The sequence below is a fragment of the Brevibacillus schisleri genome, assembly GCF_055685845.1.
Map to the genome: position 1 here is coordinate 873,641 of NZ_JBVNDM010000001.1, position 13,215 is coordinate 886,855.

Annotated in this window: 12 protein-coding genes; 7 read left to right on the top strand and 5 right to left on the bottom strand. The window is 44.5% G+C overall.

The annotated features are described in order from the left end of the window. Window positions 1-85: 85 nt before the first annotated feature. Together ACUUHJ_RS04430 and ACUUHJ_RS04435 are read left to right on the top strand one after the other, a co-directional pair. Window positions 86-703, top strand: coding sequence for a TetR/AcrR family transcriptional regulator (locus tag ACUUHJ_RS04430; protein ID WP_289676165.1), 618 nt, complete (start codon window positions 86-88; stop codon window positions 701-703). 11 nt (window positions 704-714) lie between these two features. Continuing rightward, window positions 715-1,248, top strand: a complete 534-nt coding sequence (locus ACUUHJ_RS04435) for a GNAT family N-acetyltransferase (RefSeq protein WP_289676166.1) — start codon at window positions 715-717, stop codon at window positions 1,246-1,248. 54 nt (window positions 1,249-1,302) lie between these two features. Here ACUUHJ_RS04435 and ACUUHJ_RS04440 read toward each other — a convergent pair whose 3' ends face one another. Both ACUUHJ_RS04440 and ACUUHJ_RS04445 read right to left on the bottom strand, forming a co-directional pair. Next, on the bottom strand, window positions 1,303-3,048 hold the full coding sequence (locus tag ACUUHJ_RS04440; protein ID WP_472298345.1) for a DUF4179 domain-containing protein: 1,746 nt from the start codon (window positions 3,046-3,048) through the stop codon (window positions 1,303-1,305). Continuing rightward, complete coding sequence (locus tag ACUUHJ_RS04445; RefSeq protein WP_472298346.1) at window positions 3,045-3,602, bottom strand: RNA polymerase sigma factor; 558 nt, start codon at window positions 3,600-3,602, stop codon at window positions 3,045-3,047. The genes ACUUHJ_RS04440 and ACUUHJ_RS04445 overlap by 4 nt, the downstream gene beginning before the upstream one ends. A gap of 321 nt (window positions 3,603-3,923) precedes the next feature. Here ACUUHJ_RS04445 and ACUUHJ_RS04450 point away from each other — a divergent pair, with 321 nt between their 5' ends. The 3 genes from ACUUHJ_RS04450 (at window position 3,924) to ACUUHJ_RS04460 (ending at window position 6,703) form a co-directional block, all read left to right on the top strand. Continuing rightward, a complete protein-coding gene (locus ACUUHJ_RS04450) occupies window positions 3,924-4,679 on the top strand; it encodes a metallophosphoesterase family protein (protein ID WP_289676169.1) in 756 nt (251 codons plus the stop codon). Window positions 4,680-4,730: 51 nt separating this feature from the next. Then, complete coding sequence (locus tag ACUUHJ_RS04455; RefSeq protein WP_472298347.1) at window positions 4,731-5,204, top strand: pentapeptide repeat-containing protein; 474 nt, start codon at window positions 4,731-4,733, stop codon at window positions 5,202-5,204. A 168-nt stretch (window positions 5,205-5,372) separates the two neighbouring features. Next, window positions 5,373-6,703 (top strand): IS1182 family transposase gene (locus ACUUHJ_RS04460; protein WP_472301122.1). Its coding sequence is split into 2 segments (ribosomal slippage): window positions 5,373-5,913 and window positions 5,913-6,703, totalling 1,332 coding nucleotides; the frame shifts between segments, so codons are not numbered across the junction. A 116-nt stretch (window positions 6,704-6,819) separates the two neighbouring features. Here ACUUHJ_RS04460 and ACUUHJ_RS04465 read toward each other — a convergent pair. After that, the gene (locus tag ACUUHJ_RS04465) at window positions 6,820-8,436 is read right to left on the bottom strand and encodes an MDR family MFS transporter (protein ID WP_199928713.1); all 1,617 of its coding nucleotides are present in this window, start codon (window positions 8,434-8,436) and stop codon (window positions 6,820-6,822) included. 2 nt (window positions 8,437-8,438) lie between these two features. Next, window positions 8,439-8,873: a MarR family winged helix-turn-helix transcriptional regulator gene (locus tag ACUUHJ_RS04470; protein WP_289676173.1), complete on the bottom strand. Its 435-nt coding sequence runs from the start codon at window positions 8,871-8,873 to the stop codon at window positions 8,439-8,441. 274 nt (window positions 8,874-9,147) lie between these two features. Here ACUUHJ_RS04470 and ACUUHJ_RS04475 point away from each other — a divergent pair, with 274 nt between their 5' ends. Further along, window positions 9,148-10,869, top strand: a complete 1,722-nt coding sequence (locus ACUUHJ_RS04475) for an amidohydrolase (protein WP_472298348.1) — start codon at window positions 9,148-9,150, stop codon at window positions 10,867-10,869. Window positions 10,870-11,024: 155 nt separating this feature from the next. Here the strand turns inward: ACUUHJ_RS04475 and ACUUHJ_RS04480 are convergent. Continuing rightward, window positions 11,025-12,355 (bottom strand): IS3 family transposase gene (locus ACUUHJ_RS04480; RefSeq protein ID WP_472298349.1). Its coding sequence is split into 2 segments (ribosomal slippage): window positions 11,025-11,968 and window positions 11,968-12,355, totalling 1,332 coding nucleotides; the frame shifts between segments, so codons are not numbered across the junction. A gap of 258 nt (window positions 12,356-12,613) precedes the next feature. Here ACUUHJ_RS04480 and ACUUHJ_RS04485 point away from each other — a divergent pair. Then, window positions 12,614-13,069: an SMI1/KNR4 family protein gene (locus ACUUHJ_RS04485; RefSeq protein WP_472298350.1), complete on the top strand. Its 456-nt coding sequence runs from the start codon at window positions 12,614-12,616 to the stop codon at window positions 13,067-13,069. Window positions 13,070-13,215: the final 146 nt, after the last annotated feature.

Here is a 13,215-nt window from a genome sequence, read left to right on the forward strand (position 1 = left end):
CGACAATGACGTCGTTTATAATTTTGTTACGAAGAAAAACGACACTCATGTATATTTTGCTTAAAGGAGGCAGACCCAAACCCCCATGGCCCCAAAAGTAAGCGACGAATACAAAACCAAAAAGAAAATCGAACTGCTGCAAGCGGCAAAACGTGTGTTCATCACAAAAGGCTACACACGGGCCACCATGCAAGACGTCATGGACGAGGCTGGCGTATCACGAGGAGCCTTGTATGCCTACTTTGATAACCTGGAGCACTTATATTTGGAGCTGCTGCAATTCAAGGATCAACAGGATGCACAATTTTTCGCGCCTGTTGCTGGCGAAAAGTCTTGGCAGCAAATCATCAAATGGGTTAACAAGCAACAGGGCGAGATCGAGAAAATCGAACAAACACTGTCCAAAGCCAACTCAGAGTTTTTCCTGTCACTGAAGGATCAGCAAAAGCAACAGAGCTATCCATACATCACGACTCGCTATGAAAAAATGGTGGATGTGTTGACAGCTTTCTTCGCACATGGGACAGCGACAGGTGAGTTCAAGCCACAGCTACCACCTGAGGCAATCGCTCGCTATTTCATCTCGGTTATCGATGGACTGATGCTGGATACCGCGCATTTGGGCCCAGAGAAAACGAAGGTGTCTGTGCAGATGGAAGCACTGTTGTTTTCTTTGAGAGCGATGCTGGGACCAACTCAATAAGGAGGGTACGAATGTTGTTTCAAACAGAGAGAATCTATTTGAGAAAAATGACGGGGGAGGACGTGGACGTCTACCACAGGTGGAGAAATGACGAAGAAGTCATGCGGACAACGAATCCGTCCATGGACGTCTATACGTGGGAAGATACGAACGGGTTTGTGAATCAGGTCATTCTGCATGGAAGCTCCTCGAAGAGCTATATGATCGTAGACAGCCAAACCAATCGACCGATCGGGATTACTTCTCTCATCCAAATCGACCTGAAAAACCGCAATGCGGAATGCATCATCGATATTGGGGAGAAGGAGTATTGGGGAAAGGGGTATGGACGAGAAGCGATGAAGCTGCTGCTGGATTATGCATTCTTGGAAATGAATCTGCATCGGGTATCGCTGCGTGTTTTTTCTTTTAACGAAAGGGCGATCAAGCTATATGAGAGGCTCGGATTCAAGCAAGAGGGAATCTCGCGGCAGTTTTTGTTTCGAGAGGGGAAATGGCATGATATTGTCCACATGGGAATTTTGCAGCAGGAATATATCGCGTGAAAAAGAGGCTGGCGGTACGATGTGTACCACCAGCCTTTTGCGTATGAAGAGCCCTTATTTTCCGGAGTAAATTGGTACTTCCCACTCTACATTTTTGTGTTCAGCCATTCGTTTCTCGGATGAAATGATCAATTGCTTTGGCAGGGTTGTGAGGTTTTCTAAGAAGATCACACCTCCAAAAATCGCCCGATCATTTTCATACTCAGTCTTATCGATTAAGTACTGGATGTCTTCGTACTTTTTCCCGGTCTCGTCTGTAATGGTCCAGTATTGATAGGGACCCATAGCGGCAGCATCTGGAGCGAGAGTTGCCTCGAACGCCAGGTGGTAGCCTTCTAATTTCGTGGTAGTTCCATCGTCGTTCACGCGGTGATGGCCGTCATAGCCTTCAAAATCAACGACCTCGTTTGGATCGTTTTGATCTTTTTTGAAAGTAAACTGATCTCCCTGGTCTTCCACTGTGATGCCTTCTTTCTTTTCGAGGCGATTGGTGTCCAACTTGGCGTTAAGCTTAGCGGATTCCTCTGTATAAACAGACCCGAGCTTGAAGGTAAGGCTTTGGCTTTCATCGATTGGATAGAAGTAATGAAAGTCTCTTGCTCCACTTTCGGTGGATTGAGTATGCTCCCATTTCACATCCCTTGTCACATTACTTCTTTTGTTGGCTTCATGAATAACCGCAGTCGAATCCCAAGCAGCGACCACTGTGCCCTTGTCGTTAACCAGCTCATAGCTGTATGCGTTATTCTCGTTAGCAGCAAGGGCTCGATCAATGACCATCTCCACTCCGCTTGGCGCAAACGTAATTTGTTTGACGTTCAGCTTGAGTCCTTGTGGGGTCGTGTAGGCTTTGTTAATTTCATGTGTCTTCATTGCTGCTTTTGCTTTTTTCATATCGACAGGTACGGACAGCTTCCAGTTCCCCTTGATGTCATCTAGTTGCTTGATGTTAAACTCTACGATCAGCTCGTCTGGCACCTTGTTTACATCATCAAAATAGCTTCGCAGCTCGCGATCCAAGACCATAACACCATTATCGACAAACATGGAATGATCCCATTGTTTATTGGGGTATTGAGCATTTTTTTCCTTAGAGGGTATAAGGATGTTTCCTTGTTTGTCTTTGATGATGATAAGTGGCTCTTTGTTAGATCTACTCACCATTTCCGATATAAAGCTGTCTAATGCCTTGCCGTTCTTGTCTTTTAAAGAAGCTGCTATGCTAATACGCAGCGGGTCAGCCACCACTTCATGCACGGTAAAAGTGAGGCCTTGGTCGGTCGCACTTACATCAACGGACTGCGCGAATCCATTCTTGGCTGCTTGAGCAATTCCTTTGTCCGCTAATTTTTGCAGGAAGCTATTGCTCACAGGTGCTACAGGATCAGCCTTGCCGATTGGGCTGTTCGTAAAAGCAGCATGGACATAACTAGCAAAGGTCGGGGAGACGAGCATTCCTCCCGAAACGACGATGGTTAGTGCAGCAGCGGCAAGCGTCATTCTTTTCATGATCGTGATACTCCTTTGTTTCCACGCGGGTGGTTGATGTGAAGGGGTTGCAGGGTTCAATACTCTCACGGGATGAGGGGAGAGCATCTGAATAATCTTTTGATCCATATTTGGTGAGAGGGAGTTTTCCCACATCGTTTCTTCTGTTTGGTGCAGCTCATCGATCCATTGCTCCAGTTGGTGCTGGCAGTGTGTGCAATGATCGAGGTGACTTTCGACATTTCGTTTGTTCAATGGCGTTAAACGATCTTCCATGTAGGCGATCAGCTGTCTTTGCGTAAGGCAATTCAAAGCGGGGTGCCCCCTTTTTTCTCCGGCTTGCTTAGCTGGTCTCGCAGCTTTTTCCTGGCATAGGAAAGGCGCATTCTCACGGTATCTACGGACAAAGATAGTTTGTTGCCGATCTCTCGGTAGCTTAGGTGCTGGAGATAATGCAAATCGAGAATCGCCCTATGGTTCTTGTCCAGTGTCATCATCTGCTGTCGCAAAGCATGACGCTGTTCTTTTTCCAGATAATCTTCCTCTGGGATCGGACATTCGTCTTTGACCTCGACATCGATCTCCGTTACGGAAGGCATCCGCTTTCGTTTTCGCAGCTCGTCAATCCCGCGATTGATCGCGATTCGATACAGCCAGGCAGAAAAGGAGCAATTGGGTTTATAATCTGGCAGACTGTAGTACGCCTTGATAAAAACCTCCTGCACCATGTCTTCGGCATCATGAGAATGATGGAGCGTGCGCTGGAGAATCGAAGCGATTTTTCCCTTGTATTTATTGACGATCAGAGCATAAGCCTCTTTATTTCCTTGAAGAACCTCCGCAATGACCTCTCGATCGTCCTGCATGTTTGTTACCTCCTTGCAAAAAGGTGCTGCGCAGCTTTCCTTTTTGTGAAAAACGTCTCGACGTTTTTCGCTTGTGGTCAAACAAAACGGACAAAACCGTTTTGCTGTTCATTACTATAGACGATGAAGAGAGGGGACCCCTCTCAAACTTTTTTCATGATTTTTCAAAATGGCATAGGAAGAGGATGCCGTTCTTCGTTTGATAGAAGGGCATCCTCTTGATGTGTCACGTACGCCGCCATCATTTAAATGAAGCAGGAAATCAACAGAATTTTGCAGTAATACTATAAGATAGATGCTTCGAATTTCGTAAAGGAGTATATGACCTTGAGCCAAAACAACCATTCCATCGCGGTGATCTCTGACGTACACAGCAACGCCTATGCATTAGAAGCTGTTCTGCACGACATAGATTCCCGCGGAATTGAAACCATTGTGAATTTGGGCGATACCTTATTCGGACCGCTTGATCCGATCAAAACAGCAGAGCTCTTGATGGAGCGAGCTGAAATCATCCACATCATGGGTAATTGTGACAGATATTTACTGGGAGAGCAAATGGAGTCAATTACCTTCCAATACGTGAAACCACTGCTTACACAAGAAATGCTCAGCTGGATCGGGGCATTTCAAAAGCAATGGACACAGGATGATCTCTTATTTTGCCACGGGACACCTTATGCCGATGATGTCTATTTATTGGAGAACGTCGCTCCATACGGAATAGAAGACAAAAGTGCGAATGCGCTAATGATTGAGCTGACAGGTATCCAACAAAAAGTCATTTTTTGCGGACACTCTCATGTGCCCAAATCCGTGTGGCTCCCAGATGGGAAGCTCGTAGTAAATCCGGGGAGTGTCGGGTTGCCTGCGTATTTTGAAGAAACGCCGTACCCGCATTCGATGGAATCGAAAACCCCGCATGCCAAGTACGTCACGGTAAAACCGCAAGGCGGCTCGTGGCTTGTGGAGCATGTATTGGTTCCGTATGATTTCGAGAAGGCAGCGAGAAGAGCGGAAGAAAACGGGCGCAGAGACTATGCGTATGCGATCCGAACGGGAAGAGCAGAGCTGTAATTAGTCGTCGATGAAGTAGATTTTCGCTCCATAGATGTAGCAGAGTACCCTTTGGACCAATCTCGTTTGATCGCCAGTACTTTTGACGGGATGAATCTAAAGGATAAAGATCTTTATGCAGCGCATCTATACTCCTCTACGTTTCGATCAGCGAATTTAGAAAACGCTATCTTCATCAAAGGCGAAGCGTCTTATGCAGACTTTTCAAATGCTAATTTACAAAAGACAAACTTTGTTAAAAGCTCTTGCTTCGAAACGGTGTTTGTGCGCGTCGATTTGCGGAAGGCAAAATTAGTAAATGCTCTCTTTTATCAGGCAGATTTTAGAGATGCCGATTTAAAGGATGCAGATATCCGTGATTCTTCATTTGAAGAAGTGTTATTTAGAGGAGCGCAATTAAAAGGAGTAACCGGTTTAGAAGAAGCTACTATCATAAGTATTAATATCGGTACCTTGGAGCAGCCAGAAATTCTTGCAGGAAAAGAAGCAAGAAATTGGCTCATACAGCAAATCCATACCCCATGAAAAAAGGAAGAGGACAAGCGCCCTCTTCCTCAGGCTGTCGAGAAAGTCGACAGCCATTTTTATTTCACTTAGTTTTAATACGACACCGCGTTAATTTGTTATAATTCTTATAATTACATTTTATAGTAGGTGATAATTGTGCTTACCTCCAATGATAAAAATCCGCAAATGCATTACGAATTTGTGTGCCTTGATGAATTGGTCCCAGAAGACCATTTATTAAGAGTCATCCAGAAACATATAGATTTCTCCTTCATCCGGGAAAAAGTACGTCAATATTATTGCGAGGATAACGGTAGACCTTCCATTGATCCTATTGTTTTATTTAAAATGATTTTCATTGGATACCTTTACGGTATCCGCTCAGAGAGGCAACTCGAAAAAGAAATCCAGACTAATATCGCCTATCGTTGGTTTCTTGGCCTTTCTTTAACAGATCGAGTTCCAGATCACACAACAATCAGTTGGAATCGTCGAACCCGTTTTAAAAATACAAATGTTTTTCAGGAGATTTTTGATGAAATTGTTCGCTTGGCGATTCAGCATCGAATGGTCGCTGGACGTGTATTGATAAGTGATTCTACGCATCTTAAAGCAAATGCGAATAAACGAAAATTTAAGAAGCATGTCATCGAGAAAACGAGTCGTGCCTATCTCAAAGATTTAGAGGTAGCAATTAATGAAGACCGTGAGGTACATGGAAAAAAGGATTGAAGCCTAGAGAGGGTGTGAAGGAAGAAAAGGAAATCAAGATGAGTACCACTGATCCGGAAAGTGGCTACATGGTTCGAGACAGCAAGCCCGAAGGCTTTTTCTATCTCGATCACCGGACTGTCGATCATAAGTACAATATTATTACCGATGTCCATGTCACTGCTGGCAATGTCCATGATTCCGTTCCTTACATAGATAGGCTGAATCTCCAAATCGAGAAGTTTGGGTTTCAGGATACAATTGAAGCTATTGCATTAGATGCTGGTTATTTAACTACTCCAATCTGCAAGGCACTTCACGATATAAATGTATTTGCTGTCATCGGTCATCGTGCCTTTACACCTGTTAAAGGTCTTTTTGCTAAATGGCGCTTTAAATATGATCTGGAGTGCGATGTGTACACATGTCCTCAAAAACATACGCTTACTTATTCGACTACCGATCGAAACGGATACAGGATGTATAAGTCCAATAAAGAAATATGTAAAACTTGTCCAAGGCTTTCTGAGTGTACCCGATCTAAAAATCACCAAAAGGTGATAAGCAGGCACGTTTGGGAAGAGAGTAAGGAATGGGTTCGACAGAACCGTTTAAGTAAATCGGGGAAATATTTATATAGATTAAGATACCAAACCATAGAGCGAAGCTTTGCAGATGCTAAAGAACTGCATGGGCTTCGCTATTGTAGGTTACGAGGACGCGAAAATGTCCAAGAGCAAGTATTGATGACAGCAACAGTACAAAACATTAAAAGGATAGCACTACACCTAGCGAAAGCAAGTTAGGTGCAGGCTATCCTTTTTTCAGCACTTCGTGCTGGAACAATACCAAAAGAAATCCCCCAAAAGGGGGTTTCTCTTCAGTCTGAGGAAGAGGACAAGCGCCCTCTTCCTTTTCTCTATTAAGCCTTTCCTGCTTCGCCCTCCGGCTTCTGTCCCATCTTCCCACTACGCAGTGGAATTTCCTTTAGGAACAGCGCGATGATGACAGCTATACCCGCTACAATCGCCCCAGTCAAAAACGTAGTCGTAATCCCATAGCTCATCGCTTCCCGGATCATATCCAGCATGTGAGTAAACAGCGGCTGCAAATCCGGTGGCAGACTAGCCAGCGTGGCTTCAATTTTCGGCTGATCCAACAAATTTTGCGGATTCGTAAAGAGCGACAGCTTCTCTGCCAGAGCAGGATCGGCTGCTGCGGGATTGTTCACCTGACCCATGGCTCCCGACAGTTGCGTCATTTTCGCAGTCATGCTGGCACTCATGACGGTTCCCATGACAGCAATTCCAATGGTCCCACCGAGGTTGCGGAAAAGCTGCGACGTTGCTGTAGCGACACCCAATTGCTGCGGTGCGACTGCATTTTGCACCGTCAAAGAGAAGACTGGCATCGCAATCCCGATCCCCAAACCGAGAATAATCATGTAGATCACGAGCAAGTAAATCGGTGTGGTTGGCGACATGAAATACATCAGCACCATGCCAAAGGTCATGACGAGAAGTCCACCCAGCGCCATCTTTTTATATTTTCCCGTCTTGGTCATGATTTGTCCGGCGATTGCAGAGGTCGCGAGCATGGCAATCGACATCGGCATCGCTACATAACCAGCCATCGTCGGAGAGATGCCTTTGACCCCTTGGACAAAGAATGGCACATAAATGATAGCGCCCATCATCCCTGCGTTGAGGAAGAATCCGACCAGATTAGAGACAGTAAAAATACTGTTTTTGAACAAGCCCAGCGGAAGCACGGGAGTCTTTACTTTCCTCTCAATCATAATGAACACGATCAACGCAATGATTGTGGAGGCAAACAAGCCAATAATTTGCCACGAGCCCCAAGCGTGTTTGCCTGGGCCATTACCTGCCCATGAGAAGGCGAGCAGCATCGGTACGATGGTGAGTGTCAGGAACAGCGAGCCGAAGTAGTCGACAGACTCTCCTTCTTGCTTCGGTACTTTTGGGAAATGAATCATGATCAACAGAAAGGCAATCACGCCAATCGGCAAGAAGATCCAGAACACCCAATGCCAGTCGAGATGGTCGACGATATAGCCGCCCATCAGAGGACCAAGCACACTGGATACACCGAAGACGGCACTCATGATTCCGCCCCATTTGGCGCGCTCGCGAGGCTCATACAGATCACCCATTGCGGTAAAAGCAGTGGACATGATGATCCCGGCACCCGCCCCTTGAATGCCACGATACGTAATCAGTTGAAAAATATCGGTAGAAAACCCGGATAACAAGGCTCCGATACTAAACAACGCGATGCCCGTCAAAATAAACGGTTTTCTTCCATATATATCGGAGAGCTTCCCAACCAGCACAGAAGCGACGGTTGAGGTCAGCAAATAAATCGTAATCGCCCACGAATAGTAATCCATGCCTCCCAGCTTCGAAATAATACGCGGCATGGCTACCCCGATAATGGTTTGGTTGATCGCGGCGAAAAACATGGCCGTAATAATCGCGATCATAATCGTCACTTTCTTTTTCTCTGTTAGCTGTTGCAATCTTAATGCTCCTCTCTTTGTTGATCTATATTCTTCAGAACTAGTTGATAGATGCGGACTAAGTGCTGTTTGTCTTCATCAGACACGCCTGCAAAAAACTGTTCAATCGTACTCCTCACCACGGCTTTGTATTGCCGTAGGATATCTTTTCCTTGATCGGTTATGTCCAGTTGCACGACGCGGCGATCCGTACTGTCACGATTTCTGGTGGCATAGCCGCAAGCAATCAATTTATCAGCGAGACTCGTAACGGCTCCGGGGGTAATATTCATACGTTCTGCAATAGAAGATGCCTTCTGCGGGCCGCTCATATCTAGAATTCGCAAAAGCATCGCTTGTGATCCTGATACGAGTGGGTCCAGACGCTTGTGTGACTCTGCCGAAACCTTTCGTTGGAGTTGTATATAAAGTTCTTCAAAATTGTTTTGGCTTTGCATTGTACCCTCTCCTGTTTTTACTGCTTAATTATATATGGAGTTAAATGTTTACCCCATAAAACATTTATGAGTATACATCGATTCATGAAGGAGAGTCAAATTAACCTTTTACCAATTTGACCAATTCAGGTAGTCATTATGTGATCAATTTCGTCATAAATCGGGGAAAAATACTACTTTTCGACCGGACTTCATGGAATTTTCAGAGTTGCGATGCTACAATCAGTTTTGGCATTCTTTTCATCTTAGATAAATAGATAGGTGGGATTTTAACGTGTTTGGGAAAAAATTAACCAGTGCATTGCTCGCTACAGCGCTGATGTGCCCGATGTCGGCTTTTGCCGCCCAAGGGACAAAACAGCCAGCAGATGTCGTATTAACGAACGGTGCGGTCTACACAGTGGACAATAAGAACAGCTGGGCAGAGGCCGTGGCCATTCGCGGTGATGAAATTGTCTTTGTCGGCGCAGATGAATATGCGAAAGCACACATCGGCAAGAATACGAAAGTAATCGATCTGAAAGGCCAAATGGTATTGCCGGGCTTTATTGACAGTCATACGCATGCAAGCAAAACGACGGGACTCATTTACTCCATTGATTTGTTTGACGGAGGCTCTGTCGAGGAATACGTTGCGACCATCGGGAAATTTGTAAAGGAGCATCCGAACGAACCAGCACTGCAAGGACGCGGCTGGAGCAATCCGGTAGTGCCTGGTATTGGTCCGCGAAAGGAAGTATTGGATAAAATCGTACCAACGACTCCAATCGCGCTGACCTCCGACGATGGACATTCTTTGTGGGTGAACTCGGCAGCATTGAAGCTGGCTGGAATCACGAAGGGCACGCCAAACCCTGAAGGCGGCATTATCGAGCGCGATCCGAAAACAGGAGAACCATCTGGAACCTTGCGTGAAAGCGCAATGAATCTGGTGCTTTCAAAAATCGGGGGATACACCGTACAGCAATACAAGTCCGGAATTGAAGCTTACCAGGAAAAAGCAGTTGAACGCGGTGTAACGACAGTGCGCGACCCGGATATGCTGCGCTATCCGAACGTCTTGGAAGCGTACGAGGAGCTCGCGAAAGAGGACAAGCTGACCATCCGCTTCCGCAATGCGTTGACAGCGAATCCAGAAAAAGGACCTGAGCAGATAGCAGAATTCGTAAAAATCCGTGAGCGTAATCAAAATCCGCTATTTCAGGTGAACGCCGTCAAAATCTTTTTGGATGGAGTTGTAGAAGGCGCCACAGCTTACTTGGAAAAGCCGTATGTCCATAAGGAAACAAACGGAGAATTAATCTGGAAGCCAGAGGTTTACAATCAAACAGCAGCCGCAGTAGACAAGGCAGGCTTCCAACTGCACATCCATTCCATCGGGGATGCTTCTACCCGCATTGCACTAGACGGTATGGAGCTCGCTGAGAAACAAAATGGCAAGCATGATGCTCGCCACTCACTTGTTCACTTGCAACTTGTCAATGAAACAGACATCGAGCGCTTCAAAAAGCTGGGTGCAGTCGGAATCGTGCAGCCATTCTGGTTTATGCAGGAAGAGGGCTACTACGATGAGATCGAAGTACCGTACTTGGGCCACGAACGCGCAGAAAAAGAATACCCGATGAAGAGCTTCCTGAAAAAAGGGGTGCATGTAGCTTCTTCGTCTGACTACATCGTAACGCCAGAATTCAATCCATTGCACGGCATTCAACAAGGCATTACCCGGATCGAGGAGGGTGTAACCGATCCGAGCAAAATTGCCAACCCAGACGAGCGTGCGACGCTTGCAGAAATGATCGCCAGCTTCACGATTGATGGTGCTTACGCCAACCACGTGGATGACATCACAGGCTCGATCGAAGTCGGCAAGAAGGCAGATCTGATCGTGCTCGATAAAAACTTGTTTAAAATTCCAGCCACTCAAATCAAGGATGCGAAAGTCGTGCTGACCTTGGTTGAAGGGAAGGAAGTCTATCGTCAGAAGGAAGCAAAGTAAGTGGGGAAAAACGGTTGTCCTTGTTGAGGCTGCTGTAAAAGTGGTGTTTTGGAAAATAGCAAAAAATTTAGGGGGGACAAAGCTCTCCCTGAACGCGAAGCGAGCCGTAGAAGCGATAAAATGTACCCTTTGTAAAGGACACTTTTAAAAAAGGGCTAAGCAACATTTATTAGGTGATCTCTGTATTGTACAGGGGTCATCTTTTTTAAATTCCATTGGTATCTGTAGTAATTGTAATACGTCATGTATTGCTTAATTTCACGTTTTAGTTCATCCAAGGTTTCACAAGGTTTAATATATGCCTCATCTTTGAAATGACCAAAAAACGATTCTTGAGGAGCATTATCCCAACAGTTTCCTCGTCTGGACATAGATTGGGCTAATCCATATTTTTTTACTAGTTGCTGAAAGATGGGACTTGTATAATGGGCACCCTGATCAGAATGGATAAATGCACCTTCTGCTACCTTTATCTTTCTGTTCCTTTTTAATTTTAAAAGGGTATCAGTAGCTAGATCTAACGTAAGGCGATTTGAAACGTTATAAGCTAAAATCTCATTTGTTGAACCATCCTTAATCGTTGATAGATAAGCCTTCTTTGAGTTGCCATAAAATAAATACGTGATGTCTGTCAGAAGTACTTTGCCTGGTATATTTTGTTTGAATTGTCGGTTTAATAAGTTTGGTAAAACCTTGTGTTCTTTGGTCGCTTTTATTATTCGTCTATACGGATTTGCCTTCCTGATAGGGCACAAGATGCCATATTTCTTCATGATTCTACGAATGCGTTTTACGTTATAGACCATGTCAAATTGACCCGCTAATGTCATTTTGATTTGGCGAGCCCCTTTATAACGTCCTTTAAAACCAAACGCTTTTAATACCATCTCCTTAGCGATTTCATCTTTTTTCTCTTTTTGCTTTCTTTGTTCCTGAGATTTCTGAGAGAAATAATTATAGTAGCCAGAACGTGAGGTCCCAGCAACCTCACATAAATAGCGAACCATATTTTTTAATCTGTATTTTTCAATAATGATGCGAATCAGGAGAAACTTTTGACTAGCCGATAAGGTTATTTGTCCATCCTCCTTTCTGCGAATCGGATCTTTTTTAATAGCTCATTTTCCGCTTTTAACAAATTATTTTGAGCCTCTAACCTGGCATATTTCTCTTCTAGCGTAAGTTCTTTCTCAGTAGATTTCCCTGAGTTCCCCCTTCTGGAGTCACTTAACCCACATACTCCGTTTTTTCGGTAAGCAGCACGCCATCTCTTACCTGCTGATTTAACTCGCTTCATCCCAATCATATCTATATCGAACCCAAATTCTTCGAATATTTCCCTTGGTAGTTTACCCTTTTCATTTTCTGCTACAAAAAAACGTCTAAATTCGTCAGTATAGGTGATCCCTTTTGAACTGACAGATTTAACATAAGGGTTATTTGAGAGTATCTTAATTTCATTCTCTGTAAATATCTTTTTAACCATTTATGAGGTTTCCCCAATCGCCATTTTTAAAAAATTATACAAGAAAGTACCCTATAGGGTGACTTTTTTAGTGTCTACTCTATAGGGTACATTTTACGATTCTAGTGGCTCGTTTTTCTTACAACTAGATACCCCCACCAAGAGATTTTCATCGAAAAACGGTGTCACCATGCTTTACGGGATATGGTGCAGGAGACAACCCGTGTACTGATGAATAATTGATTGATTTAATGTAGTCAAGGAGGAGGGACATTTCAGATGTTGAAGGATCTCATGACAACAATTAGCCATATAACAGGTGTGGAGTTTGTACAAGCCTCAAAAGAAGAGATTGCAAAATTAGAGTCACTTAATTTGCCTGAAGATTTCACGAACTATTTTTCTCAATATAATGCAACCAGAGTATTCGACTTAGGGGATTTAAGGATATGGTCAATTGCCGACGTACTGATAGAAAATTATGAATTGGTTCCTGGAAGAGATGTATCCAAACACAAGTATATTGTTTTTGCATCTAACTCATTGGGAGATGCCTACTGCTTTGACCTAAGCAAAGAAGGGATAGAATACACGTTAGATAACACCCCCATTGTCAAGTTCGATCATGAAGAAGACTATGAGATAATGAGTAAACAGCAAGTCAGTGAGTACGCAGAAAAGATTGCTGATAACTTAGTGATGTTTTTACAGGATGAGTTGAAGGAAAGGGATTAGGGATTACGAACTTCTCTCCCTAAACGCGAAGCGAGCCTTAGAAGCGATTCTACAGGCTCATTTTTTTGCAGAGCCTCTCCAAGTTGAAGGCTATTCTTGTGGACCAACAAACGGGAAGGGAGAGGATTATCCCCTGCTTTTAGGGA

Coding starts and splice junctions, on each gene's coding strand:
- ACUUHJ_RS04430 (WP_289676165.1), top strand. CDS start 86: ATGGCCCCAAAAGTAAGCGACGAATACAAAACCAAAAAGAAAATCGAA.
- ACUUHJ_RS04435 (WP_289676166.1), top strand. CDS start 715: ATGTTGTTTCAAACAGAGAGAATCTATTTGAGAAAAATGACGGGGGAG.
- ACUUHJ_RS04445 (WP_472298346.1), bottom strand. CDS start 3,602: ATGCAGGACGATCGAGAGGTCATTGCGGAGGTTCTTCAAGGAAATAAA.
- ACUUHJ_RS04450 (WP_289676169.1), top strand. CDS start 3,924: ATGACCTTGAGCCAAAACAACCATTCCATCGCGGTGATCTCTGACGTA.
- ACUUHJ_RS04470 (WP_289676173.1), bottom strand. CDS start 8,873: ATGCAAAGCCAAAACAATTTTGAAGAACTTTATATACAACTCCAACGA.
- ACUUHJ_RS04485 (WP_472298350.1), top strand. CDS start 12,614: ATGTTGAAGGATCTCATGACAACAATTAGCCATATAACAGGTGTGGAG.